Source organism: Sphingobacterium thalpophilum, from assembly GCF_038396785.1.
Lineage (GTDB): Bacteria > Bacteroidota > Bacteroidia > Sphingobacteriales > Sphingobacteriaceae > Sphingobacterium > Sphingobacterium thalpophilum_A.
Window position 1 is genome coordinate 987749 of sequence record NZ_CP151087.1, and the last position, 24318, is coordinate 1012066.

Consider the following 24318-nt stretch of genomic DNA (forward strand, 5'->3'; position numbering starts at 1 on the left):
AATACGGTAAATAAAAAAGCCGGTGATATCTCATCAGCGGCCTAACTAAACAAATTAAAAAAAATTACAACTTGATACTATCCCTAATTCCCAACTCAGCATAATAACCGAAATGATTTTCACCGATCGGGCCGATCGAATCTCCATTCCAAATTTGCGGATCGAACATAAATGGTTCCTGTCCTGGTACCGGAGGAGCAGATCTTAATCGATTAAGGTAAAAATATAGCCGATCCAAAACGCGCTCCGCTTTATCAGTAATCTCTGTTTTGCGTTCACGATTATCCACTGGAACAAATTGTACACATACAACAAGGCCCTCCTTCAGCCAAATATTACCATTGGCATTATTCTTTTTCGGACTTTTTGCATAAGGAGGAACCAGTAAAACCATACGGTCACTAATATCCTGTAAAATTGCTGCAGCTTCATCTGCACTACAATCAAAAATAGCTGGAGCTTCTTCAGTGTGCAGAAGATCAGGATCCGCTATTGCGAATGCTGTAATGAGCTCCATGTACCGTGTTAAAGTCATTTTCTATTCTTCTTGATTTCTTTAAATTTAATCTGACCCCGTTCTAAACTCATTAGTGTCGTATGTACAAACTCATTTTCCAAAGTTTCTGCTGTACGCCCTTTTTCACCTACGAGGTCATCAAAAGTTCCTAACCAACCGTAACGAGGCGCTTTCTGTTTTGGCGTGTCAATTTTCTGATTCTTCTTTTTTGGGAAAATATGAGGATAACTGTCAAAAGCTTTCCACCTGGAAGCTAAATAGTACAAATAAATACCGTCTTTAATAGACAGATCAAGATCCTTAAGTTCTTCAGCCCGGAATTCAGTTAAATTAGAATTGAACTTTTCACGCAGATCACCGCAATATTCTACATTTCCAATCTCATGCGCTGCGCCCTTACCCTCTGGTCTATACAAAACCGAAATCAACTTATTCAATGTTTCCGGATTTTTATGTTCCCAGTACTGGATAAAATATGTTTCGGCCATAACAAATTCGCCAAAACGCATATTACCCAATAGCGGATCAGGCCCCAAATAACGGATGCCATTATGTGTAAATTCCGGAAGTATGTTGATTTTGATCTCTACTTTACTAAATACCCATTCAACCAATTTAAAAGCTTGCTGAAGGTGTGGCAGATCAAACCGGTCAATTCCATCTTTTGCACTCCAGGCTAACAAATACAATACTCTTACCAACTTATCACTGATCGTCATTCGAGGCAGTTCTTTGAGATATAATTGAGCAAGATTCGGATATAGATTCAACGGGACTTCATCCCAGCTCTGAGGTACATCGGCCACCCATTCCTGATCAGCGCCGGTTATTGTTAGTTTTTCCATTTTTATCATTTAATGTTTCAGGTTCTTCAGGCAGAGGACTAGATAAATACTCTCTCTCAAATTCTTTTTGACTTTTAAGTGAAGTCTCAGCAAACGTTGATTCAAGGTTTGGATGATCATTCAGAAAAAGCCGACGCTTAAATTTTGGCACTTCTTCAGCAAATTCCAACCATCTGAGTGTTCTGAAAGATTCCGCACTAAGAGCGTCAGATAAATGTGGTTGAATAAAATCCCCCATAGATGGCTTCTCACTCATGTCGATTCCAGGGATAACAAGAACTCTATGATCGAAGTCAGGGAAAAAGACTCCTGCTTTCAGCCGATCATTTATAATCAACCTCCCAAAAATTAAGGTTATTCCCGGATTCGCCGGATCAAATGAGACTATGATCCTCATTTCATAACAACGAAGCTCCCTGGCTTTTTCAACATATTTCAAAAGGTCCTGCAAACGTACCGCTATAGGAACATTTTCCCTAAATACTTCGACAAACCTATGCGCCATTATCAACTCCTTTCACGGCTAATATAGCCATCTCTTTAACCCAAAAGGTTGTCATAAATTCACAATACTTTACTCCCTTCTCCTTCAACCAATCTGAATAAGTTTTACCAACACCTCGTTCCAGGGTTAATTCAGCAATCATCTTGTCGACATCATATTGCGTTTTACCTTCGTATCCTATTTTCTCAATAAAAAAATCAGTGAAAGATCTACTTGCAATTTCTTCGGATTGTAGCCACGCATCCAACACTTTTCCACACGCTATGGTATCGGCCAGTACTGGACCACACATGGCCATTGCCTTAGAAAATTTCATCATAGATTCTCCAGCCAATGAAGCTGATCCTCCTAGTAATGAAATTGCCCGGACACTTTTTTCGGAAGATTCAGCCATTCTTTCTTTAAGAAGCCCCATATGTTCCCAGAGATAAAATGGTGTTGCTTCCAATTCTGCTAAACTCAAGGAATTAACCAAAGAATTATGGTGCTTCGCACGCTCATAAGCTTTTTGATCTTTTTCTGAAAAGAAGCAATAGCCCTCTTCCCAACCTGTAGACCTCCAGGAAAAAAATTCCTCGAGGGAACACTTTACACCATCTTCCAAGAGAATTTCCCCATCCTGAATCGTCATCCATTCGTGAGGCTGAAAGTATTCATGGCTGATTTTAGAGCCATCTTTCATAAACTGCAAAGCTTCCTCCTTATTCATAACCAAGGTTAAATCCTTTACCTAAATAATACTCTTTTGATAAATGAGCCGGCACAACGTTAATTTTGGAAATCTCCAATTCAATGAATTTTTCGTAGACCGGACAAAAACTAAAAAACAAGAAATAATATCTCATGCTTTTGCTTTAAACATTCCCCTTATTCTGTTCCAAATGGCTGGCCAACCTACATTTGAAAAAACTAAAATCAAAACTATGGCCACGATAATTCCCCCAACCACGAACCACCACGAAAACCATTTATCGACTTTAGCTCCAGCATCCACATGTACCTGCTCATTGAGATTAATAGAATCCTGGATATGTCCTGAATTACTGGAGGTGTTATTTATATAACTTGCTCCAGTGGCCGAGGAATCTTTTGTGGTTCCGGTGTAAATCAATACACCGTTTTTGCCTTTAGCATCAATATTCCCATCTTTATTGATATTGAACTCATCAAAGCCTCTAGCTTCAAGCGCTACTGATCCGGAGCTATTTTTAACAGTGTAATTTCCCTGCAGTGTTGAAACACTAGTGATACGCCAAGAGCTATCCCTGCCAGCAGAAAAAAGGGTGCTCTCCGTTTTCTTACGAAACAGATTGCACCCAGTCAGGGATAGTAATAGAAGAATGAAAGAATATAGCCTTACCATAACTTGATCAAAAGAGGGTGGCCAACCAAAAACCGCCCTCACGCATATATACCAGGAACCATTATTTAACATTGAGAACCAGGAGCAAAATTTGTCCTTAATTTCACTCCCGGATCAGATTTGCAATAAATCACCAACAATAACAAACCTATATTGTTAGAAACAACTCACGCTCCCTCAAGCGTCTACGTTTCAAATGTCCTAATTCCCTATTAAATCTCATGCGACACTTTTCGGCTGGAATTTCGAGAATTGCATCAGCTGCTTTGAAATACTCTTCATTGTTTAAAAGTCCTAGCAATTTCGACCGGTTGAAAGCTAAACCACGTATACTATAAACAATTGATACTAAAGTATCAAACTGATTTTGGGTTAACCTTACATCCACATGAGAGTTTACTATTCTGGACGGAGAAATAAGCGAATATCTAAGGAGATCGCTCGCCTCAGCCTCATCCTTGATACGATCCCCCTGGCGTACCTTTTGGCCGTCTGGCCATCTTACTGTACCATAGCCCAAAGTCCAAACACCGAAGTTATCTAAATAGGCGTTAAGCCTAAGCTCCTCAAACCCCTTGACGAGTCTCAGCGCGTTTTGCGATATCTTCATAAGAGGCTAATTTTTGTTCGTACTTCAATTTTGTTGCTTCCAAATTTTTAATAGACAACTGACAAGCCGCAAGTTCTGCAGAGAGCGAATTTGTTAGACTATTAGCTTTATTTAAAAGCGCGATATACTCCTGCTCCCTTTTGAGAGCCGTTTCTATCTGATCCTGAAGAAACCCGATCTGCGTGCGTTGATCTTTGATCATTTCTCCATAAGTTGTCCGCACCTGTTCATCAACAGTGGCATTCGTCTGCTCAATCACAGCATTTGTCTGCTTTTTGCTCGTCCAATAGGTTACGATTGTTGATAAAACTCCAGAGCTAATTACAGCCATGACAAGCTGCATAAGTGAGAATTGCTCGTTTTCCATATTACATTCCAAAAATTCCGCTTTCAGGTTTATTAATTACTCTATAACTCATTTCCGTTTCAACATCCCTCGCATCCGGAAAATCCGCCTCATTCGCGTCGATGTAATTTCTTGCTTCATCTAAATATTTATTACCATCATTCGTGAGCTGCTCAATCATTTTTTCGCGCTCACTGTCTCCGCCTTTTTTACGGGCATCCTTCAAGGTCACATAATAGGTATACAGATTGATCTGAACGCCAAGATCAGTGACTTCTATTGCGCGCTCGACAATACCTTTCGCTACGGTCAGCAATACAATTCCTGGTATAAGAAAGCGCTCCAGCAGAATCTTTTCTTTGGTGGTGTATCCGGATAATTGTTTCTCCTTCAGTTTCAAAAAAAGCGGTTCGCTGATTTTTGTCCGGACATCATTCCATTCAACACGCTTCATAATGTATCGAAGTGTCAAATAGGTCATCCGGTTAGCATTGATCTGATAGTTTTCAGAAAAAATCTCAGCAGTTTCAACAAAGAATTTCTTTTGTTCAAAGTACGCCTCACTAGCTGCCCATACCGGAAAATCAGTCAAGTTTGCTTCCAGATAAAGTAGCAGCTCATTGAGCGCATTAAAACCGTCACTGGCAAATTGGTACTTCAGATTATCAATCTGCCACTGGAAAGCAGTCTTTTTCGTATCATTGACAGAAATGGAGACTCCGGTGGCTCCGATACTCACCTGAACCTGATCAATCGCATTCATGAAAGTTATGTTAGCGATCGCATCTTGCACGATTTCCATTACAGGCCAATACTTTTCGGTCATCAACAAGTACTGGGTACCGGAATCTTTAATTTTCTTTTTTTCAGCTTCAGGCTTTGTCTCCAAAATCGCTAAAGCTGCTGCGTAAGCTTCAGCCAATTCATTATAGAACTCATTGCCGAGTAAAGGCTGTATCTGGGAGCGTTCGGTCCTGCTTATCTGAGGACGAATTTCTTGTAGCTTTATAGTATCATTTAAGGTTACTTTTTGCTTGATCTCATTGATATCTGAAAATAGTCTCATAAATCACCTCCTTAACTAACAATTTTACTTCCCTTACCTGTATCCGTAGTAGTCAACACTTTATCCAAAGTTAAAAGCGTCATGTCAGGATTCCAACCGTTGTAATCCCGGACAAATTCAAACATTTGATAAATGATTGCACGATCAGCAGCATTAATGGCATTCATCACTAACCAGGACTCCCGGATATCGGACCCTCCCTGGTTGGCTCCACCATACGATCCGCCCGGCATACCTAGACCAAATATTGCCGGATTAACCAACATTGAAAAAAGAATCTCGGCATTGGCAGCTGCGCCATCAGGCAGATAAGCGTCAGACTTCAACTTATCATCAATCGCAACGATTTCGATACCAGGAATGCTTGTACCATTCAGTTTGTTAATATCGAAGAATGAAACAAATGTTTTCATCGCATTTTCGGTACCGGTTAAATACTTGTCCATTTCATCGTACTGATCATTTACGGCCTTTGTCCTTTCAGCTTCACCCATTGATGCCCATTTAGGATATTTGGTTAGCCAGTAAGACATGGAAATCTTTACGTGATACTTAATAGCTGCTTGATTTCTAAAGATTGCTCGTTTATAAGATGGAATAGAATTGGATATCTCCAGCCAGCCATTAGAGCGAACGCCATCCCAATGAGCCAAGGAATAGTAATCAAACTCCGGATCAGGATAATACGTAGGGAAAACATAATTATGACCTTTCTCAACATATTTGATGCGATCAACTTCCGAAAACCAGTCTCGCGAATCAATCACATCAAACTCGTCATAGTCATCTGCAGGTGAAGGAAAGTTTGCCGATCGCATAGCTTTTTCAATTCGTCCACTTTTTTCATTGTAGGGACGATATCGGAATTTTCTAGCCTTATCATGCCCGATCCGGACAATCTTTGAGCGGTCCTCATTCAGCATCAACAATGGAAATGAGTTTGCCAATGCATTATAATCCTGGATAATTGCCAGCCGTGTAACATCGAAATTGGAGCGCTTAAAGAAATCGCGCACATCCTGATCCTTTACAAGGTCATATTTCATCTGATTGTTATCGTCTAATTCTCTAGGAATAGCCGGAACAACCATTTGACCGAACAATTTTAGATTCAAAAGCCTTAGCGCGCTCATGGCTACGCCACTTTTGCGCACCATAGCCCACATTTCATCAGGAAACTTATCACTTTTCCCCCATGGTACCCAATCACGTCCCCCGGAAAACTCATTTTTATTTGGAAGGACAGTAGAAAAATTTGCTATGCCTGATTCCCCGGATTTACCAGCTGAAGCATTTGTTAGAACTACAGAACTTCCTTCTCTGAAAGAATATAGCGGAAAACCATCACTGGAAAATTGTGTATGCCTAGTACTCATTTGAAAACGCGTTTGCCATTTATTTCGAAAACTAACTGGATATGAAAAGCTGACTTGATACCTGATTCCAGGTTAACAATACCACGCATTTCATTTTCTCTAACTGAATATGGCAGGCCGCAAATCTGCGCCTTTTCAATCGTTTGCCATTGCCCTCCAGTTCCACGCTTGCGATCGCATTTCAAAAAAGTTATTGATAGCGTTTCGTCTGAAGACTGATATCGGCAGCGATCCAGTATCTTGAGCATTTCCGTGTAAGAAATTTTATCCATGCTCAAAAATCTATTTAATAAGTCCATTAGAAACGACAAGAACATATTTCAACTGATTTTCAACCTGTTAGTATTAATGTTTCAAAAAACTTCATTAAAAACATATCAAAACACTATAAATCAATTATTTAAACAATTTATTTTTTCCAAAAACCATTAAAAGTATCTACTTGAAGCCCGCCGTGCCCTGTCCTAAAAGGGCAATTGCCATTTACACCCCCACGGAATATGATTTCGATCCAGGAGAATCACTAAACAAAAGAGCCGCATAAAGCGGCTCTTTTATCGTTTAACAAGCATTATGTCGGTGAACTTTGAATTATAGCTAGGATTATTTGCATGGGAAATAGCTATAGCATGTTCGAAAGGGTTAGCCCCAGGAACCTTCTTAGATATCCATTCACATAGCTCTACAACATTAGACTTATTGGATGTAAAATAAAAGTATTGCTCAACGTCAAGCACATCCAATACATCTAAGTAATCAGATAACTTCCAATGTGATGATTTGTAGCTTGAAACATCTGTAGATAAGTAAGGCGGATCAACGAGAAATATAACATTAGCCTGATCGCGATAAAGTTCAAATAACTCTTTGTAATCCATGGAGACCCTTTGAACACCATCTAAATAACCAATCGCATTATAAGGTGTTTCTCTGAGCGTATTGTAAAATACCTGTCTTGTTAATTCATCATAGCTCAGGGCGTAATTCATTGCAAAGAGTAAATTAGATGATAAGGTGATATAATCAACGTATCCTAAACGCTTTTCTTCTGAATATACTCTATCTAATATGGACTGCCTTCTTTCAAAGGGTATTGCTTTATCTTTAGGAAGGTCACAGATTAGATTGCGTATATCCTGTATGAGTTTATTAGTATTAGTAATCCACTCAATCCTTTTTGCGAAATTATCATAATCATTGTATATGACTTGCGCATCCGGACAATGCTGTTTAACTGTATGGCTCAACAAACCACTTCCCCCAAACAAATCCACATAAGTGGCATTAGGATCACAGCTCTCGAGCTCAATTTTAAATTTTGTAAGGAATCTTCTTTTTTGTCCCATAAACGGCAACGGCGACGAATTGTAATTTTTACTTGCTTTCATATATATTTTATTAAATTTGTGCTCTCACAATCAAAAACTTTATTGCATAACTCTAACATCGCGTCAGGTTATACCCCTCGACACGTCGGTGTGTTATGCACTGTATGGTTTTTGATTGTGAGAATTTCGAAGGCAAGTCGAGGGGCTTCTTTTAACTTGAAGACCTAGATGGCAGCCATAATCCCTGGCTACTCTCTATAAGATGTGAATATTTAAAGTACCCTATCATATCCATTGCATCCCCTTGATGTGTTGTATACCGTTGATCGACGTGCGTCTTACGTTCATCTGTCTTGACTTTCTCCGGACCAAACTTACCCTCCTTAGCTGCTGAGTTATTGATCGACTCAATGAGATACTTACATTTTGTCCGGTTCCATTTGAATATAGGTAGCAATGGATGATCATTTCGCATGGCAATAGACCAGAACTTATACTTATCCGAGTGCTCAGGTGCTGCACCATAATATTGCTGATCCACATCCCACCCATTCTTGATGAGCACCTCAACTACGATATCGGCATAAGTCTTAGGCGAACGGCCGTCTTTACCGATCGCTGTCTGATCATACCAATACGAAACGCGCTTAGTGGGATGAGGCTGATAGTAATCGCACCAGCGCTGGACAAGTATCTCCAGCATTTCCCCAGCTTCTTCAGGCGTAATCGAGGAAAGGAAATTGCATTCGTTCAGGAATGTCTCCTGAGCCGTGACTATACAACAGAACTTTCCATAGTCCAGGGCTATATCCAGTGGTGTGCTGCGTATGATATCAGTTACCTCACGGCAATCCAGTTTCTCAAACTTAGTGCGATCATAACCAACACCCTCATCTACTAACCCCCTCAGATAATCATTGTCAAAAGAATCATAACAAAGATTCCTTTCATTGAATGCCGGATAGAATCCCCCACCAACAGCCCTGGGCCGAATATTCTCTATCTCGATATCGTATTCATATTTGGACATGATACGACGCTGCATCTTAAAATAATTATCAGGAAGATTCTCAGCATTGATCCGGGTGGGAGCTCGTAAATAAAATACCTCGTCCGGATTTGTTAAAGCGGCCTGCTCATAGGTATAGATATGTTTACCCTCCTGAGTTCTGGGAATAGAACTTACATATACCTGAGACAACCATCTCTTCTTATGCTCAAAATGAGATTTACCACCGCGCAGAGTTGCATAGGTCTCAGCCTGGAATTTAACTGGATCAAGCTCACAGTATTCATCGGCCAAACCAGAACACGTATTGATACCACGAGATGAAACATCTTGGCTTAACATCACCCATACAGCTCCGGTCCACCAAGCAATAGTTTTCCCCCAATCCAACGGTGGCTCATAAGGAAGATTGTACTTCTTCCAGATAGGCTTTTGCCCGATCGTGAAATGTATACCATTCTTATAACCCAAAGTCTCCAGAGAAAGAATGGTGGACGGCAATGTCCTGGTTAAAATCTGTTGATATGTTCTACCTTGGAGGAAATTGGTAGACCGGGGCATATCACAAGCTGTTTCGGACATTTCATCCGCTAAAACCGTCGACTTACCTACTGCTCTAGCCCCTTCTAATACCTTAATTTTTTGCGGCGCAGTCCGAATCAGGATCTGCGCTAGATTGCGATTTACCTGGAGTTTAGGCTTCGAGATCTCAACCATTATTACTTTCCTCCCCAATCACCTGAGCTTCTTCAGACATACTATTTAAGATATCACCGAGATCAATCACTCCACCGGCGTGTATTTTTTGCAATGCACGTTGAGCTGTCTGATCAAGTGAAATGATAACTTGATGTTGCTCGATCTGATCAGCTATCAAAGCGCCTGCTTCATCGTTGACTCCAGCAGCTCTCAGCTCTTTGGCAATTTCCTTTAAGGCCATCGCATTGTTTTGCTTTTTGGCCATGATCCGGGCATCGAGAAGAGTCTCAATCACAATGTGGTTGATGACATCGGCCTTCATACGGCCAACCGATCCAAAAATCTCCAGGGCATCATTGATATATCGCCGAGCTGTTGAATTGGATATCGGGTTATCCCGAAGACTTCCTAACTTTTTGAGAACGGTTATAGTTTCGGTCATCGAGCTGTAATTCCTGAATAATGTATAAGCATCCACATACCACTCAAGCAATTTGGTTTGCTTAACAGTGAGATCGGACTCTTTTGAATCGGGATCTTTAAGATAGCTTAGGATATCATCCTTATTGGAATCTATTGAAATTGGTTTAGCCATTTAGGACCTCCAATCTTTTTTTGACTAGATCCAGTTTAATTTGGTTAAGCTGAAAGCGAGAAAGCACCTTTGCTTTTTGGTGTCCATCGGCTAAGGTTTCAAGCTTCTTTTTATCCTTCGAGATATTGGGAGGAATATTCTTGAGATGAGCAAGCAATTTATCAAGCGGTAAATCATTGATTTCCTCCTGAATAGACTTCGCTTTCTCTACAAAAATTTTACCTGATTGCTTGTATTCGTCAATGACAGCCCAACAAGCGTTCACCTGCTCATGATCATTCAGCAGTGTCTCCGCCATTGCAAGCCTCTTGTCAGGATCATCCGTAAAACCAATTTCAATAAACAATTGCTGTGAACGTCGGTAATGCATATTTTTTCTCCGGACTACTTCTTTGATTTTTTCCGGAAATAAGAAATAATCGTCATTCAAAGCAGCTTTGGCAGGGATATCAAAAGACTCCAATGGAGCAATGATCGATTTCTCTACTGTGTTAGAGGCAACCTTGACATCAGATGGGCGATCCTCCTGGGCGAGCTTCTTCAGCTCCTCAAGTAAACGATTATAATGAAGCGGTGATGATCCGCTTCGAAAAAAAGAGATCAGAACTTTGCTCGAGGCAAATTTTTCGAACAACACGCGACCTTCCTCATAGCTGCGATGCGAGTTTTCTAAATACCTTTGAATAACGGAAATTGCCATAAATCAAAGGTATTTGAGCCAATTTTAGCTAAAACGACACTTTCGGCTTATAGATATAAACCATTACATTTGAGTCATTTAAAAAAGCAGGTATCTGCAAGTAATCAAGCGCCTCAATAACATCTATACTTTCCCAATTACTATCTTTTTGCCAATAGATATTCACTTGAGCTTCGATCTCATCACGCTCCATCAAAATATTCTCACCGTCAGTTCGTACCGGCACATAAAACTTCTCCTCCAAGATATTGATAATCTTTACAATCTTATCGTTCATATTATATGTATTTACAAAAAAGGCTCTTCAACAAGAGCCTTTTTATTTCACGCATTAAAAATATACTATTATGGACCAACCGGTTCCAATAGGATTGGCGGTTCATAAATCGCTGGTGGAATTGGTGATTTTGAGATATAGGTCTGCACCAAAGTATTCGGATCCTCGATCAACTTACCAGTACCGCCTTCCGCTGTATCCAGCTGAGCCGGGAACTGTTTTGTACCCAAAACCTTTGCAGTACCATTCTGCTCAATGGCAATAAATACCATCCGGCGATTGGCTGTTGATGCAACAAACCCGGAAATTGTAGCATCATTTTTTGGATAGGATACTTCCATCGAGTTCTGGAACGACTTTCCATCACGGGCACCGATCAGCGAATACTTCAGTTCACCAGTTTCCAAAGTAACGTACAGCTTCTTGAAGGACTTCCCGGTCTTAAATTTGAAATCATCGGCAGCCTTTACCGTAACTAAATCTTCAAAGTCAGTAGCGGTTTCAGTCACAATTTTTGAAAGCGCAACGGGCCACGTTTCTATATCTTCAGTAAAAGCGTAATAGACCTCTCCTGCTACTCCACCAGGATTGAAAACACCCTGTTGAAAGACAATATCTTTCGCGTTCAACCCCATTAGTAAAACACCAGCGCTTTTTAACGGGACAAAAGACCCGATAAAGATTGCTGAAGCAAACGCCAATCCAACAGAATTACTCCCAGTAGCTGAAGCAATGGTATTGCCAATAAAAAGGGAAACCATGATCAAGCATAGCATCCCAGCAAAAAATTTAATTGCACTGTACATCAATTAGTCCTCCTTTACTTCTTTTAAAAATCCTACACCAAGTTTCAACAAGCGTCCAACCAAATCAGAATCTTCCAAAAGATTCTCAGTGGTGAATTCCTTTCCTTCGAAAAAGAACGTTTTACCATGGATAGAATATGTTTTACCTTTATGCTCCAGCGTTTGAAATCCATCTTTCGCGGCTTTTTGAACCTTTTCAAGTGATTTTGACATGGTAGTCATCAGCTCCATTGCTTCGTCACGCTCTGTTGTTAGGGCATCCACCGAGTCGCTCAATGACTTATTATCTGCTTTCAAATTACTGTTCTCGGTATTTGTTATGGCAAGATCCTTCTCAAGACTTGAATTCTTGGTAGTGAGCTCGTCGTTTTTGGATTTCAGTACATCACGCTCTTTTGTTAGAGCAGCAATTTCTTTATCCTTTCCAGCGATAATCTTTGCTGTCGCCGTATCCAACTCTTGCTGAGTTGATTTGTTTTCATTTTCAGCCATTGCTTTAAATCTTTTAATTTTTAAAAATTTGATTGTGGGACTAGCCCACAACCAAAACAACTATATACTTAACTATGAAAAAGCCTATGCTACTAAATCCTGGTCATTGTGGTACACATAAGGCAAGTACCAGAATCCTAATCCGATCCACCAGTCAGAAAGCAACTTAACATCACGATCTTGCTTTTGAACATCGAATCTTCCCTGATTTTCTCCAGCCTTCATTGGATTTGCCTTGTTGAATTTTGGAGTGGTAAAGATCAGATCACTACCATCCATTGCCGGATATCCTTTGACTGTGATCTGTGGATCATCGATCAGAGTAGATAAGTTTGTTTTTTGCTCGTAATTCAGATTGTATTTTTTTCGAACACCCTCACGATACAAGCGCTCGACTTTTAGGCTAACCGAAACTTCTGATAATTCCGTACGGATCAAATCAGGAATATTCTTCACAAAATTCTCAATATAATCAGCTACCTGAACTGGATCGGTAGGCATAGCCCCGAGTACAATCTGCTTTGTCTTACCAGCAGCAAATCCATCTCGGATTTTTTTCCGGATGCCATTTAAAGAAGCACCAGCTGCTGTAGCTGTTCCATCTACAATAGCGCCCTTAACACCTTTAAAAGCTTCCAAGAGCTCTAAGTCAGCATAGTACTGCTTAATAATAAGTTGCTCTGAAATGTAACGGACAATAGGCCAATCCTTACGCTCCAGTTTATTTTCAGCCAAAAACCCTAGCCATGACGGCATAATTTCGTCTGGAGAGATCAATTCATCGATCTTAACATGATCAAGCTCAATTTTCTCCAACTCAAATTTGACCTCATTACCAGCAATCGGCGTAAATTTGCGCTGAAATGCCTGTAACACCCGTTTGATCGATGCTGTTGCTTTATAAACAACAGTACTATCCGTAGGCAATAAGGGAAAAGATTGTGTAAAAACAGATCTCTGCATCAAAACCGTCTGAAGGTTCTGCATCCCTTGCCCACCATCTACATAATAGCTGCCAAATTCGGCTACTACTTCATCAATATTAATTCTCATTATACACGGTTAAATTATAAACACTTAATTCTACTAACCAAAAATTCCGCGATCGGCGATCTGATTGTGAGCAGCAACAGTAGTAGGTTCCTCCTCTTCTATTTCAGGATCCTCTGTTGATTTCTTTGCAGATTTAGATTTCGTTCCAGGATCACTAGCAGCACGCTTAGCAATCACACCTTCCAAAGTTTGAATGCGGGTCTGATTCGCCTGAATTGTTGCTTCCTGGTTGGCGATCGTCGTGTTCGCCGTAGCTAACGAAGCATTAGCAGTCGCAAGTTCAGCTGTCACGCGCGCCCCCTCATCGATAACTGATTGCTCGACGATTGTAAAGTCCGTAATACCAGCTGCTGTCAGATCAGCGTTAGCCAGGTCTAAAGCGGCCTCAGCTCCTTCAGCTTCAACAGAAGCCAATGCAGCCACATTGTTAAAATTATTCATATTAAAATTTTTAGTTTTCTTGCTTGAAGTGAGTGTGCGGAGATGCCTTATAGCATCATCCATTGTCCCAATACCGTCGATGAGGCCCATTGTCAAAGCTTCATCAGCGAAATACATTTTGCCGGTTGCCCAGCTGTCATTTTTTAATCGATCACCACGGCCCAACCTTACAGCGTCTAGAAGTTCGCCAGTAACCAGGGAAATACGATCCTCCAGTTCAGCGAGCGCATTCTTATCTCCAGCCTTCGCAAGTTCATAGACGGTATTTTTGTCCTTAGACTGCTTGGCCTTAATAACAATTCGCTTAACCCCCTCTCTCTGTTCACGTTCAGTAGCGTCAAGTAAAGTGGAATAACCACCAAAACTTCCTATCTCACATAATTTGGAAGAAGCAAATACAGCATCTGCAGCAGCAGCAATAAAGCCACCACCACTCGCTGCCATACCTCCATTGATATAACTCAAGCTAGGTTTTACAGAAGCCATAATTGCCTGCATAAATTCAAGCACACCATCAGCTTGTCCCCCAGGAGAATCGATAAGTAAGAAATGGGAAGTTATATTGGACGCATTTTCAGCTTCATTAAATGCGCTATGGAGCTCATGCGTTCCATCGCCACAAAAGCCATAATGCATGATTGGCCCACGTAAATCGTAAAGTGCTATTGAATCCTTACCTGCTTTAGTCCAGCCATCCCGATAATTGTATCTAGCCAAACTTGGATCAAGAATAAGGTTTGAAGGAGCCGAGGAATTGAAAGAGACGGATTCTCCATTAAGGAGCATCTGGATCAAACTCCAGTTTGCGTCGATCCAGGATTCATCCAGAAGCCACGATGATCTAAGAATTGAAGAAATTACATTGAAACCATTCATTAAAAAAGCCGATCAATTTGTTAAGCACAAAGATTGATCGGCTTTTTTACTTGGAAACGACTATAAATTGATGGTATAAGGGTATATCGGGGCGCTTTCGAGGCATTTACCTTCAAAAGAATATGAATAGCGTTTGTCTTTTGCTGAATAACTGTACGTAAAAAATAAATCCCCATCAAGCCCGGCAATACGCTGTTTACCCAGCAGATCTACAAATACAATGACATAGCGAACCGTAAAATTTCCCATGCTCTTAAACAAGTCCTGAATTTCGGAAGAGTCACCAGGAAAAGCACCGTCTATATTTGTATCGAAATACCCTCCATTGTCAGAGGTCTGATATTTCTCGCCAAAATCCAATGAATCAGAGCTTGCATAACCAGTGTACCAAAAAGACGAATTCTTAAACACCACCTGCTGTTGAGCCAGTCCTCTATGAACTCTCGGAATTTTCTCTATTTCATGTTTTGGAACGAAGTAGAATGATCCTAATCCTCCAGGATTTAAGATCGGACGCTTTGGGAAATTCTTTATCATAATACAAACTTGATTTATTGACCAGGATAAGAAACGACATTCAAAAAGTGTTAAATTTTGCGACACTTTCGTCCCCTAGTTTTTTGTCATTTTAAAGTCAGAAAGAATTAGGCGATTGATTTTTTGAAGAATTGTCCTAAAATTTCATTTTGACGATCCCGATATCGCTCGTAATCTTTCTCCAATGTCCTTATGCCGATGATATCCTCATGCAAATTGCACTTCTTCATAAAATCAATAATGCACTGCCTGATCTGAGACCGATTGTAAGTAACATGGAAATCCATGTACGAATGGAACTCATCCAGGAACATGAACCTAACCATATTATTGAAATCAACAAGCGTCTTACTGGGTACACAATAACCACTGTTTTTAAAAGCACGCTCCGTTATCTGAACCGTTAGCTCCTGATCATATTTACTCAGGTCAATACGATTATTGTTGATCGGTAGATTCTTTTTTTTACACAATGAATTCAAAAGGAAAATACCGAAGATATTTTTCTTTGATAAAATGAAAGGATCAGTATCAAACTTGGAAGAAAGATATAGCTTGTTAACCTCGGTTACTAAAATTGGTATGTCTACGACCATAGCGCAAAAATATCCTCTTTTGCATTCAGATCACATCAAAACCGTTGAAAGTGTTCCAATGTTCCAATGCGTTCCTACTGTTCCAATCTGTTCCAATTGACTTTTTTAATAAAATATAGCTTTAAATATATTTAAATAAACTTTTGGAACAATTGGAACGATTGGAACACTTTTTCATGCATTTGAAACGTTTGTTATCTTTTTCTTAATTAACTCACAAAATCAGCCCCCACAGCTGAGAAACGCACCTTGGAAAAAATGGCCGGAAATAATCAGAAAATTGGAACAGTTGGAAATTATTAGGAAAATAGGCCCTTAGTGACCTTTTTTAATTGGAACGATTGGAACACCATCTTTAAATTGCTTCATATGCTTAGCAATTTCCTCATTATCTACAAACAAAAAAGCCAATCATGTCGATTGGCTTCTTACTTTAAAGTACATTGGGTTTCTGTTCAATGTTGTAATCCGAATCTATTTCGAAACATTCATTTTCAGAATTAATTACTAGTGGTAGCTTAAAATCCATATAATTACATATATGATAAAGTCCTTGCCTGACATGCGTAAAATCAAATTTCACACCACGCAGTTCTTTATCGACCAATTCTTTCTCGTTAACAGCATGGAAATGGACTGTGATAAGCTCTAACATTTTCTCTTTAGCGATCATTACATCTCCCTGAATTAGGTCTACTATACCACTATAAGATACATCCATACCAATCCCACAATAATAGTTGACATTCTGGTCAAAATTCAACCTGTCAATTTCAGCAGCTATGAAAGCAGCTGCCTCAGCTAACCTTTCAACTTCAGACATGTTCACAAATTTGTTCAAAACTTCATCCGGCCAACCTAATGGCCAAAGATTCGGATCACCTGTAAGCAAGGTAACTGCAACTTTGGTTAAGCTTCCATCTCCATACTTTAGGTCGTCTACAGGTCTATGATCATGATGAAAATGACCATCTCTTTTTTCTTTGATTAAATCTATTCCTGATTTCATAATATATTAGGCATGTTCAAGTAATTTGGTTTTAATTTTAATTCTTATATATCGCATCGATCCAACAGCAGTTCCTTCAGGGATATCCAACATCTCGGCAATCTCACGGAATTTGTAACCGGCCATATTAAGCCGAAAAACATCCCTGTGTAAGGGGTTTGCTGTATCGACGATCTGATCTAGCTCCTTAAGATAAAACTTGGTCAGTGCATCGTTATGGCTGATCGGCTCACTATCCAACAGCAGCTGCATATTTTTCTTTTGTTTCCTGATCAAGCTCACAAACTTTTGCTTAAGGACATATTTAAAATAGCCGTCGGATAGGTCATTTGTACGATCGCGAGATCGCCATATTGAGATGATCGCTTCTTGTATAATGTCATTAGCATCATCGATATCTTTGGTAAGGCCCATAGCATAACTAAGAAAGCGTTTTGGTGCCTTTGCTAAATATTGTTCAATCATTTTTTTCTTTGGTTGTAAATTTTCGACTTTTCAAATGAGCAGTAATCAACAAGCTAATGCTGCTCTCACTGACTCGGTATTTTTGCGCTAACTCTTTCAATAAAAAACTGCCGGTATAAAATAACTCTATAACCTCTTTCTTTTGCCTTCTTGATAGCTTTCTATATACCATCTTCATTCAGTTTACCTTATCTTCATCTGGACATTAAATCCAGCTTTCATTAATTGCCCCACGTAATATCGAGGGCCAACAGGAATTTCGTTAAAAGATTGGTAAGGAAATACGTCAATCTCCCTGAGTCCAGGATCGATCGTAAAGTCTGCCTCTCTCACTTTTCGGTATAGGTAGTTTAACCTCGATTGTTTTAAACCACCTTTTTTTAATCCATCTTTTTTCATGTAATAAATTAGATCTTTGTTAGCTGTTAGCTTTGGTAAATACCGGTGCGTAAAAGCGCATATACCCCGTTGTTTTACCAGTCGTTCTATCCTTTTTTTACAATAATTCCTCAGTAAAAATCTCACTACCGGTTGTACCATAAAGAAGATAGATATCTTCATCATCTATTTTTTTTGGTAGTAAAAAAGCAAACATCTTTTCAGGTTTATCAAACTGGCAAATTATAGAACCAACGTATTTAATCGGAAATTCAAATCGATCTGTTCTAATGGTACCATTTTCTTTTCCATTTCCGATTTGAATTATTGATTCTTCCGGCTTTAAACCAAAGAAATCTTCCTTTTTAAATGACAAGTTTTGACCAACCATACCTAGCGATTTTCCAACAATCCTTATCTGCATCTTTTTGAAATTTAATTGAACAATTCGGCCTGATCCTGTACTGGCACGGAAGGCCCTTCGGTAAATTCAATATTTTCGACTAACATATTTCCTCTCCGTTTGTCTCCAGCTGTATACTCATTGTATAATCCTTCAACCTTTATTGGAGTCCCTACAGTCAAACGGCGAACCTCGTCCAATTTTCGGGAGAAACAAGAAACAGTTATTATTTTTTCGACTTTGAAGCCTTCCTTTTCGTAAGATTCATCAATTTCCATTGTCCATGAAACTTTAGTCTCACCCAAAGCCTCGACAACAGCAGCGTCTTTGTACCGGACCGATCCGACGATGGTACGTTGCGATCCTACTGGAGCAACTTCACGTTCCAAATTCAAGTTCATCATATCATAATCGAATACGAATGCGCTAGATGGAGTGGATGATCCATTTTTCTTTTTAAAAACTGTTGATTTTATGGTACCGATAAAAGATTCCTGTTCTCTCATGAAATTTGTAATAGTCTCGCTGTTTAGACCAGTTTTTCCGGTTTGCTGCCTAGTAGCATTCATGTACAAAGGGTGAATATTGGTCATTCTTACATACAGGAGTTTTTTAGGCTCTTCAAATGTTTTTACACGAGTATTTTTACCATCTTCACCGACATCAGCGCGCGAAATAATTAACGGTACAGAGTCCCGAACGTCAATTTTAAAATCCCAACCGTCGGTGATCATATCCTGCTCGAGTAAAAATTCTAAGGTTTTCCAGAAAGTTGCCAAAGAATCAGATTCGGTAATCCGCTGAGACAATGAAATAATGGATCGCTTAACATGATCAAAGAATTCATCGTAAGAAAATGGAAAGTCAATCATCCCATCGAGCAATTTTCGAAAAGTCAACATCGTACAGAAGTTTTGTTGGATCCGACTTTTTACGCGAACACCTATCTTTTCAAAGGCTTGAGATAGTTTCTTGAATTCTTGGGCATAAAACTCAGCATATTTAGTTTCCACCAAAGAACGATACTGAAGAAGCTCCACTAAAATCCCACTTAATCCTTTTTTCTCCCATGCTTTCAAGCGATTAAAATTGTCGATCTGTGCTTGCGTCCGGTTCGTTGCGGATATTTGCTCCGGAATAGACCTAGATAAAACAGACGCATCATCCTTGGTAGATAGGAATTGACCAATAAGAATTAGCGTACAATAAATTTCCTGAACCTCTGTTTTCTTCTTCTTAGTCATCGAACCTTTCTCCCGACCTTCACCGTCAAAACCAGCTTTGATACCTCCAAACCACTCTGGTTTTATGGTATTTTCGTCGAATTCATTGAATCCAACCGGACAATTGCGGAAACGTTCCATTCTCGAGAAGAATGCAAAGTCGGTACCGTGATTCAAATTAAAGAAAGGCATTTCCTTAAAAAACAGATTAGATATTGATTCTGCAAAAACTGATTTACCTGAACCTACAGAACCATAAACGTAAAAGTGAGGGCATGAAGAATTGAGTGCATAAACGATATCGCGAAAAATGGAGACAAAAACAAACATTAGCCCAGTCCATGCATTAAGGCCATACGCACCGACAAACATCTCTGCCCACTCAGAAAATGTGAAAGGTGCTGGTGACCAGGACAAATAACGGTCATTTTTATAAATGTCGTCTTCAGCCCGAACTTCATTAGCCAAGGAACTGGCTGCCATTGATAAGTAATTGGTTCCATTAACATCAGTAAAACCATACTCATTAAATGCGCTAAGAGAATCATTATGATAAACCCGGTTATAAAATGACCAAAACCCTTCTGGTTGCCAGCCCAGTGTTTTCAGCTCAAAACATTTTGGGTACTCCCTTAGTAAAACTGATTTAAGTTTATTTAACTGGGATTTTGCAAAACCATCCATCAGAAAGTATACACCCTCATTCATCAATATCGATTCGAACTGATCAACGGACGTAAAAGCTTTGGAGGGTAGTTCCAAAACTGTTTTTGATATACCATTATCCACTTCAGTCAAACGCCTATTAGCATTTTCATCTTTCGAATAAACGTGGATCAAAGGTTTGATAATAAAATTAGTTAGCTGCTTTGCTCCTTTGTCGCCCATATGAAAATAGATACCAGTATGCTGAATGCCGTCTTTTTTAGAATCAAAACCTAGTGTATAGAATTTTTCCTTATTTATCCATGATGGCAATATAGACTCCTGATCCTGTTTTCTTTCTTCAAGTATTACTCTTTCTTCAATCAAACCTTCGACACGTTTTGTCAACGTTCCAAGCTTCATTTTCTTAGCTTTGGAAATTCGCTCTATATAGCTCTCACGCAGATAGTCCGACTGCTCTAGCGAAACCATCATGGCAATATCGGCCAATGCCTGATCCTTCAAATGGATATCGTCCTTCGCATGATCCAAAAGATACATAGCTTTCCACATCACCCCATCTTGAGTATGGTTTTCCAGCCACTCCTCAATAGGATTCTTACGGCCTTCCAATCCTTTTAAAGGCATTTCACCATTTTTCGGAAGCAGCTCACTACCTAAAACTTTACACAAAGTATCCGGATCGTCCTCTTTGTCCGGACGGGCAACATTGACACGAAGGCCCGCCGATATCAGGATGTCAATTGATTTTAAAGTAGCCTTATGACCTGCATCATCACCGTCAAAGAATATCGTCACGCTCTGACAGTGCCGGGCAAGCTTTTGAGCATGGCTTTCCGTTAAAGCCGTACCACAGGAAGCGACAGTATTGCGGATGCCCATCTGGTGCATCATGATCACATCTAAGTTTCCTTCGACCAATATGGCATTTTTCTTTTTCCGGATCTCCTGCTTGGCAAACCATAGTCCAAATAAGACTTCCTCTTTTCTATAGAGTAATGAAGTCTTAGAGTTTATATATTTCGGACCATCCCTCTTTTCTTCATCGTTTCTTCTTCCGGAAAAAGCAATAATATCGCCTCGATCACTATGAATGGGAAATATTAATTTGTTGATAAAAGTGTCATACACGTTACCATTATCATTCTTCTTCACCAAACCAAGTTCTTCAGCAATTGCATATTGGCCATTGTTTAACACGTGCGGAGTGATCGATTTCATGGCATCTGGAGAGTACCCGATCTGCCATTCCACTATTGTATCCATTGAAAGCCTTCTATTTTCCAAAAGGTAATTTACCGACCAATGATTGATCGGCAAACCCAGAATATTATTCGTCCAAGACTTTTGAACGAACCTGTTAAGGTCAATCATCGTCGCACGTTTTTCCTTGACCTCCTTATCCTCTTCATTGGAAAGCGTTTCCTCAACTGTCATTGAATATTTAGCAGCTAGTTTGTGTATCGCATCCGGAAACTCCAGTCGGCCGTTCTCCATCAAGAAAGTAACCACATTCCCTCCAGCACCACAGCCAAAGCATTTATACATCTGTTTAGATGGGCTTACTACAAATGATGCTGTCTTTTCATCATGAAAAGGACAACACCCTTGCAGATTAGATCCCTTCTTCTTCAATTTCACTACTTCGCCAATTACATCTTCTATTCTAGTGGCATCTAATATTCTATCTATACTTTCTTGAGTTATCATGGATTTTTAATTGAATTATAATTGCAAGTATTTTAATGAGGAAAATGAGCATGTTATCGATGGTCGTAAAGGTATTTTTGAAACTCGGAAAAAAGTATGGCCAAAGCTTGCTTGCGAGATTCAACGAGCTTATTTCCCGTTTCGTTGAAGTAATTAATCTCCAGCTTTTTCACAAAATAATCCTCGCTGATCTGCAGTAAAAAATTGACAAAAGTTTCCTCACCCCAACCTCTCCACCTGTGGCCATAAAAACCCCAGTCTGAGTCTATAAATAAGCTCCCTTCAGGAGTAAATGAAAAAATGGCAAAGGACTTTTCCGGATGGATCACAGTCACTGTTCGGGTGATTGATTCAAATATTCTCAAATCCATATAAAAGATTACTTAAAATGTTTTTTCCACTGAGTTGGAATCAATCTCAATTCTGTTACTTCCCTTCCATATCCTGCGACCTGCTGCATTAGATCAGCAACTTTATATTCGGTATTCGGCATGATGACCATGTATCCACCTGTGGGCTTATTGGTTCCCTCAATCGCTCTAATGTCTCCTTTGGAAATTTCGACAAGGACTAATACAGACAGAATCTGTCCTGATTTGTCAAACTTGATATTTGACTCTAAAATATTATACATGATTACCCTTTTAAGATTAAATAATTCGGTTAATTCTCAGATTTTACAGCCTCAGTTTTATTCTCAACTGTGATCTTAGTTGCTCCAGCTCTTTGAGACATCACTTGTTTTCCCAGATCAGTCAATCCTTTGGATTCATAGATTTTCATTGCTGTGGATACGTCAATAGCTTGGCGTGTTTGTTCATCCAGGTCAAATGAAAGTGTAATAAAGTTCAGGTGAACGCCCAGTTGTTCCAACACTTTATTGCTTTCGGCCAAAAGATGATTCTCAATTTCCGACTGGTCGAGCTCTACTATATCCTCATCAACAAATATCCTTTTGGCCACATCTTTTATTCTTTTATCGATCACCATATTTTCAGCCATTTCAAATGATTTACCAATTGCTTCCTCGTTATCTGCATCGACATTGGCCTTTCCTAGAAATTTAGCTTGTTTGATAAATGAGAGCGCATCAATAATTGAATAATCATAGTCAATATGTACATTGGCGCGAACTTTATCTTTTAGATTGGATATGAAAGTGGCTTCGCCCTGCATAGGAAAATTAGGAACAACAACTTTCATGTAGCACATATTCAAACCACCTTTTGGCACAGCTTCACCAACATTAATTTTTTTCCAGGTCATACCACAATCCTCCGAGACAACAACCTGTTGATTTGATTTTGAATAATTACAGGATTGAAAAGTTATCATAACTCCAATAATTAATAGTGTCCAGATACGCTTTGTTGCTACGTATGCGCCAGCGACCAGTATGATATAAGCCATCAATATAAAACCGAAGGTAAACGGATCATTCAAAGCGTAGTTTCCTAGCACCATTTTGTAAATCCCATAAGTTCCGCCTAAAACGCCTATGATGATCATGAGCGTAAAACAAGTTTTTGCTAAATTTTTCATAATGATTTAATTGATTTATTTATTTAGATTTTTATTTTTAACAAGCTTTCCATCAAGCAATTCAATAAACTGCTCTTTAATGTATTCATAAGGTTGACCGGTGATAGTTGCCACTGCCCGGAAAATCTTCTTTTTCTTACTGTTGCTTAGAGTAATCGTTGAGGTTCGATCGAGAAGGGTCTCCATTTTTTGGATATCCAGCTTTTGTCCCAAGCATTTCTGTTCAAGTCCGTCTATCTTCTTCTTCAGATCACGGATCACCTGGGCTTTGTTCTCCTCGATCTGGACATAATTTCCAAACTCGTGAACCATTGCAACACTCAATAACTTGGTTGCATGTTCGAAGCCTTTGGCATATTCCTCATTAAAATCCTTTGGAATATCAGTTGATCCGATGTGCTTGATCTTCCTGTATATCCTCGAAAGTGTAGCTTTGATATCCATTATTTATTTCCCTTTGTTATATTGTCCATCAATCCATAGCATATAGCCGAGACCGATACAAATGATTATAAAAATTGTTAACGCTGCCATAGTTATTCCTCCGTCATTTGAACGTCCAAACAATATTCAGCGAACTCGTACCTCTCAAATTCCTTCAGTTGAATTCCATAAGTTTTCCCAAGTGGAACAAAGCCTTCATGATCATTGAAACTTCGGATAATTCCTTTTAATGAATAGTTTGCTGAGGCGGATATCTGGAAAATGCGCAACGCATACTTTTTTATAATTTCAGAAATGATATCGGCTTCTTTATCCCAATCCCAATCAAAGAATGTCAATGCCTGCATAGCTATATCTTCATTAAAAATCTTGGTGTCTACCTCAATAATGCAACTGGCATCACCGCACTGGTAGTCAAATTCATAGGTTCTTTTTGCCATG

General features: G+C 39.5%; 31 protein-coding genes. All 31 read right to left on the reverse strand.

What is annotated here, in order from left to right; translation table 11 throughout:
* Window positions 1-64 precede the first annotated feature (64 nt).
* Window positions 65-535 (reverse strand): hypothetical protein, encoded by a 471-nt coding sequence (locus AACH28_RS04575; protein ID WP_313236143.1) that lies wholly within the window; start codon window positions 533-535, stop codon window positions 65-67.
* A complete protein-coding gene (locus tag AACH28_RS04580; RefSeq protein ID WP_313236140.1) occupies window positions 532-1362 on the reverse strand; it encodes a hypothetical protein in 831 nt (276 codons plus the stop codon). Before AACH28_RS04580 ends, AACH28_RS04575 begins: the two co-directional genes overlap by 4 nt.
* A complete protein-coding gene (locus AACH28_RS04585) occupies window positions 1334-1867 on the reverse strand; it encodes a hypothetical protein (RefSeq protein ID WP_313236138.1) in 534 nt (177 codons plus the stop codon). Before AACH28_RS04585 ends, AACH28_RS04580 begins: the two co-directional genes overlap by 29 nt.
* Window positions 1857-2576, reverse strand: a complete 720-nt coding sequence (locus AACH28_RS04590) for a hypothetical protein (protein WP_313236136.1) — start codon at window positions 2574-2576, stop codon at window positions 1857-1859. Before AACH28_RS04590 ends, AACH28_RS04585 begins: the two co-directional genes overlap by 11 nt.
* A gap of 132 nt (window positions 2577-2708) precedes the next feature.
* Window positions 2709-3230 (reverse strand): hypothetical protein, encoded by a 522-nt coding sequence (locus AACH28_RS04595; protein WP_313236134.1) that lies wholly within the window; start codon window positions 3228-3230, stop codon window positions 2709-2711.
* 148 nt (window positions 3231-3378) lie between these two features.
* Window positions 3379-3840 carry a lysozyme gene (locus AACH28_RS04600; protein WP_288637214.1) on the reverse strand — a complete coding sequence of 154 codons (462 nt, stop codon included), beginning with the start codon at window positions 3838-3840 and terminating at the stop codon, window positions 3379-3381.
* Window positions 3797-4207, reverse strand: a complete 411-nt coding sequence (locus tag AACH28_RS04605; RefSeq protein ID WP_288637216.1) for a hypothetical protein — start codon at window positions 4205-4207, stop codon at window positions 3797-3799. Before AACH28_RS04605 ends, AACH28_RS04600 begins: the two co-directional genes overlap by 44 nt.
* 1 nt (window position 4208) lies before the next feature.
* Window positions 4209-5252, reverse strand: coding sequence for a DUF6712 family protein (locus tag AACH28_RS04610; protein WP_313236131.1), 1044 nt, complete (start codon window positions 5250-5252; stop codon window positions 4209-4211).
* Window positions 5253-5263: 11 nt separating this feature from the next.
* Complete coding sequence (locus AACH28_RS04615; protein WP_313236129.1) at window positions 5264-6628, reverse strand: hypothetical protein; 1365 nt, start codon at window positions 6626-6628, stop codon at window positions 5264-5266.
* Complete coding sequence (locus AACH28_RS04620) at window positions 6625-6900, reverse strand: hypothetical protein (RefSeq protein WP_286801870.1); 276 nt, start codon at window positions 6898-6900, stop codon at window positions 6625-6627. Before AACH28_RS04620 ends, AACH28_RS04615 begins: the two co-directional genes overlap by 4 nt.
* A 282-nt stretch (window positions 6901-7182) precedes the next feature.
* Window positions 7183-8016: a DNA adenine methylase gene (locus AACH28_RS04625; RefSeq protein WP_286709569.1), complete on the reverse strand. Its 834-nt coding sequence runs from the start codon at window positions 8014-8016 to the stop codon at window positions 7183-7185.
* Window positions 8017-8167: 151 nt separating this feature from the next.
* Window positions 8168-9682, reverse strand: coding sequence for a hypothetical protein (locus AACH28_RS04630; protein ID WP_341832351.1), 1515 nt, complete (start codon window positions 9680-9682; stop codon window positions 8168-8170).
* A complete protein-coding gene (locus tag AACH28_RS04635) occupies window positions 9675-10259 on the reverse strand; it encodes a hypothetical protein (protein WP_313236124.1) in 585 nt (194 codons plus the stop codon). The genes AACH28_RS04630 and AACH28_RS04635 overlap by 8 nt, the downstream gene beginning before the upstream one ends.
* Window positions 10252-10959 carry a hypothetical protein gene (locus tag AACH28_RS04640; protein ID WP_313236122.1) on the reverse strand — a complete coding sequence of 236 codons (708 nt, stop codon included), beginning with the start codon at window positions 10957-10959 and terminating at the stop codon, window positions 10252-10254. The genes AACH28_RS04635 and AACH28_RS04640 overlap by 8 nt, the downstream gene beginning before the upstream one ends.
* A 28-nt stretch (window positions 10960-10987) precedes the next feature.
* Window positions 10988-11236, reverse strand: a complete 249-nt coding sequence (locus AACH28_RS04645) for a hypothetical protein (RefSeq protein WP_313236120.1) — start codon at window positions 11234-11236, stop codon at window positions 10988-10990.
* Window positions 11237-11304: 68 nt separating this feature from the next.
* Window positions 11305-12012, reverse strand: a complete 708-nt coding sequence (locus AACH28_RS04650) for a hypothetical protein (protein WP_313236118.1) — start codon at window positions 12010-12012, stop codon at window positions 11305-11307.
* Window positions 12013-12045: 33 nt separating this feature from the next.
* Window positions 12046-12534: a hypothetical protein gene (locus AACH28_RS04655; protein WP_313236116.1), complete on the reverse strand. Its 489-nt coding sequence runs from the start codon at window positions 12532-12534 to the stop codon at window positions 12046-12048.
* 84 nt (window positions 12535-12618) lie between these two features.
* Window positions 12619-13587: a hypothetical protein gene (locus AACH28_RS04660; RefSeq protein WP_313236113.1), complete on the reverse strand. Its 969-nt coding sequence runs from the start codon at window positions 13585-13587 to the stop codon at window positions 12619-12621.
* 33 nt (window positions 13588-13620) lie between these two features.
* Window positions 13621-14904: a S49 family peptidase gene (locus tag AACH28_RS04665; RefSeq protein ID WP_313236111.1), complete on the reverse strand. Its 1284-nt coding sequence runs from the start codon at window positions 14902-14904 to the stop codon at window positions 13621-13623.
* A gap of 60 nt (window positions 14905-14964) precedes the next feature.
* Window positions 14965-15441, reverse strand: coding sequence for a hypothetical protein (locus tag AACH28_RS04670; RefSeq protein ID WP_286709560.1), 477 nt, complete (start codon window positions 15439-15441; stop codon window positions 14965-14967).
* A 107-nt stretch (window positions 15442-15548) separates the two neighbouring features.
* Window positions 15549-16037: a hypothetical protein gene (locus AACH28_RS04675; RefSeq protein WP_153848611.1), complete on the reverse strand. Its 489-nt coding sequence runs from the start codon at window positions 16035-16037 to the stop codon at window positions 15549-15551.
* Between the two features lie 433 nt (window positions 16038-16470).
* On the reverse strand, window positions 16471-17046 hold the full coding sequence (locus AACH28_RS04680) for a hypothetical protein (protein ID WP_286709559.1): 576 nt from the start codon (window positions 17044-17046) through the stop codon (window positions 16471-16473).
* Window positions 17047-17052: 6 nt separating this feature from the next.
* The gene (locus tag AACH28_RS04685) at window positions 17053-17511 is read right to left on the reverse strand and encodes an RNA polymerase sigma factor (RefSeq protein ID WP_288637237.1); all 459 of its coding nucleotides are present in this window, start codon (window positions 17509-17511) and stop codon (window positions 17053-17055) included.
* A 183-nt stretch (window positions 17512-17694) separates the two neighbouring features.
* A complete protein-coding gene (locus AACH28_RS04690; protein WP_286709557.1) occupies window positions 17695-17910 on the reverse strand; it encodes a hypothetical protein in 216 nt (71 codons plus the stop codon).
* 97 nt (window positions 17911-18007) lie between these two features.
* Window positions 18008-18313, reverse strand: a complete 306-nt coding sequence (locus AACH28_RS04695) for a hypothetical protein (RefSeq protein WP_313236107.1) — start codon at window positions 18311-18313, stop codon at window positions 18008-18010.
* A gap of 11 nt (window positions 18314-18324) precedes the next feature.
* Complete coding sequence (gene dnaG, locus AACH28_RS04700) at window positions 18325-21891, reverse strand: DNA primase (protein ID WP_313236105.1); 3567 nt, start codon at window positions 21889-21891, stop codon at window positions 18325-18327.
* Window positions 21892-21944: 53 nt separating this feature from the next.
* Complete coding sequence (locus tag AACH28_RS04705; RefSeq protein ID WP_153847528.1) at window positions 21945-22262, reverse strand: hypothetical protein; 318 nt, start codon at window positions 22260-22262, stop codon at window positions 21945-21947.
* Window positions 22263-22270: 8 nt separating this feature from the next.
* Entirely contained in the window at window positions 22271-22525 is a 255-nt protein-coding gene (locus tag AACH28_RS04710; protein WP_313236101.1) for a hypothetical protein, read from the reverse strand.
* Between the two features lie 29 nt (window positions 22526-22554).
* A complete protein-coding gene (locus AACH28_RS04715) occupies window positions 22555-23433 on the reverse strand; it encodes a hypothetical protein (RefSeq protein WP_313236098.1) in 879 nt (292 codons plus the stop codon).
* A gap of 15 nt (window positions 23434-23448) precedes the next feature.
* Entirely contained in the window at window positions 23449-23877 is a 429-nt protein-coding gene (locus AACH28_RS04720; RefSeq protein ID WP_313236097.1) for a hypothetical protein, read from the reverse strand.
* Between the two features lie 92 nt (window positions 23878-23969).
* The gene (locus AACH28_RS04725; RefSeq protein ID WP_313236095.1) at window positions 23970-24317 is read right to left on the reverse strand and encodes a hypothetical protein; all 348 of its coding nucleotides are present in this window, start codon (window positions 24315-24317) and stop codon (window positions 23970-23972) included.
* Window position 24318: the final 1 nt, after the last annotated feature.

Bases quoted from the DNA above. Each gene is read 5' to 3' on its own strand.
- AACH28_RS04575 (WP_313236143.1), bottom strand. From the start codon at position 535: ATGACTTTAACACGGTACATGGAGCTCATTACAGCATTCGCAATAGCG.
- AACH28_RS04580 (WP_313236140.1), bottom strand. From the start codon at position 1,362: ATGGAAAAACTAACAATAACCGGCGCTGATCAGGAATGGGTGGCCGAT.
- AACH28_RS04585 (WP_313236138.1), bottom strand. From the start codon at position 1,867: ATGGCGCATAGGTTTGTCGAAGTATTTAGGGAAAATGTTCCTATAGCG.
- AACH28_RS04590 (WP_313236136.1), bottom strand. From the start codon at position 2,576: ATGAATAAGGAGGAAGCTTTGCAGTTTATGAAAGATGGCTCTAAAATC.
- AACH28_RS04595 (WP_313236134.1), bottom strand. From the start codon at position 3,230: ATGGTAAGGCTATATTCTTTCATTCTTCTATTACTATCCCTGACTGGG.
- AACH28_RS04600 (WP_288637214.1), bottom strand. From the start codon at position 3,840: ATGAAGATATCGCAAAACGCGCTGAGACTCGTCAAGGGGTTTGAGGAG.
- AACH28_RS04605 (WP_288637216.1), bottom strand. From the start codon at position 4,207: ATGGAAAACGAGCAATTCTCACTTATGCAGCTTGTCATGGCTGTAATT.
- AACH28_RS04610 (WP_313236131.1), bottom strand. From the start codon at position 5,252: ATGAGACTATTTTCAGATATCAATGAGATCAAGCAAAAAGTAACCTTA.
- AACH28_RS04615 (WP_313236129.1), bottom strand. From the start codon at position 6,628: ATGAGTACTAGGCATACACAATTTTCCAGTGATGGTTTTCCGCTATAT.
- AACH28_RS04620 (WP_286801870.1), bottom strand. From the start codon at position 6,900: ATGGATAAAATTTCTTACACGGAAATGCTCAAGATACTGGATCGCTGC.
- AACH28_RS04625 (WP_286709569.1), bottom strand. From the start codon at position 8,016: ATGAAAGCAAGTAAAAATTACAATTCGTCGCCGTTGCCGTTTATGGGA.
- AACH28_RS04630 (WP_341832351.1), bottom strand. From the start codon at position 9,682: ATGGTTGAGATCTCGAAGCCTAAACTCCAGGTAAATCGCAATCTAGCG.
- AACH28_RS04635 (WP_313236124.1), bottom strand. From the start codon at position 10,259: ATGGCTAAACCAATTTCAATAGATTCCAATAAGGATGATATCCTAAGC.
- AACH28_RS04640 (WP_313236122.1), bottom strand. From the start codon at position 10,959: ATGGCAATTTCCGTTATTCAAAGGTATTTAGAAAACTCGCATCGCAGC.
- AACH28_RS04645 (WP_313236120.1), bottom strand. From the start codon at position 11,236: ATGAACGATAAGATTGTAAAGATTATCAATATCTTGGAGGAGAAGTTT.
- AACH28_RS04650 (WP_313236118.1), bottom strand. From the start codon at position 12,012: ATGCTATGCTTGATCATGGTTTCCCTTTTTATTGGCAATACCATTGCT.
- AACH28_RS04655 (WP_313236116.1), bottom strand. From the start codon at position 12,534: ATGGCTGAAAATGAAAACAAATCAACTCAGCAAGAGTTGGATACGGCG.
- AACH28_RS04660 (WP_313236113.1), bottom strand. From the start codon at position 13,587: ATGAGAATTAATATTGATGAAGTAGTAGCCGAATTTGGCAGCTATTAT.
- AACH28_RS04665 (WP_313236111.1), bottom strand. From the start codon at position 14,904: ATGAATGGTTTCAATGTAATTTCTTCAATTCTTAGATCATCGTGGCTT.
- AACH28_RS04670 (WP_286709560.1), bottom strand. From the start codon at position 15,441: ATGATAAAGAATTTCCCAAAGCGTCCGATCTTAAATCCTGGAGGATTA.
- AACH28_RS04675 (WP_153848611.1), bottom strand. From the start codon at position 16,037: ATGGTCGTAGACATACCAATTTTAGTAACCGAGGTTAACAAGCTATAT.
- AACH28_RS04680 (WP_286709559.1), bottom strand. From the start codon at position 17,046: ATGAAATCAGGAATAGATTTAATCAAAGAAAAAAGAGATGGTCATTTT.
- AACH28_RS04685 (WP_288637237.1), bottom strand. From the start codon at position 17,511: ATGATTGAACAATATTTAGCAAAGGCACCAAAACGCTTTCTTAGTTAT.
- AACH28_RS04690 (WP_286709557.1), bottom strand. From the start codon at position 17,910: ATGAAAAAAGATGGATTAAAAAAAGGTGGTTTAAAACAATCGAGGTTA.
- AACH28_RS04695 (WP_313236107.1), bottom strand. From the start codon at position 18,313: ATGCAGATAAGGATTGTTGGAAAATCGCTAGGTATGGTTGGTCAAAAC.
- dnaG (WP_313236105.1), bottom strand. From the start codon at position 21,891: ATGATAACTCAAGAAAGTATAGATAGAATATTAGATGCCACTAGAATA.
- AACH28_RS04705 (WP_153847528.1), bottom strand. From the start codon at position 22,262: ATGGATTTGAGAATATTTGAATCAATCACCCGAACAGTGACTGTGATC.
- AACH28_RS04710 (WP_313236101.1), bottom strand. From the start codon at position 22,525: ATGTATAATATTTTAGAGTCAAATATCAAGTTTGACAAATCAGGACAG.
- AACH28_RS04715 (WP_313236098.1), bottom strand. From the start codon at position 23,433: ATGAAAAATTTAGCAAAAACTTGTTTTACGCTCATGATCATCATAGGC.
- AACH28_RS04720 (WP_313236097.1), bottom strand. From the start codon at position 23,877: ATGGATATCAAAGCTACACTTTCGAGGATATACAGGAAGATCAAGCAC.
- AACH28_RS04725 (WP_313236095.1), bottom strand. From the start codon at position 24,317: ATGGCAAAAAGAACCTATGAATTTGACTACCAGTGCGGTGATGCCAGT.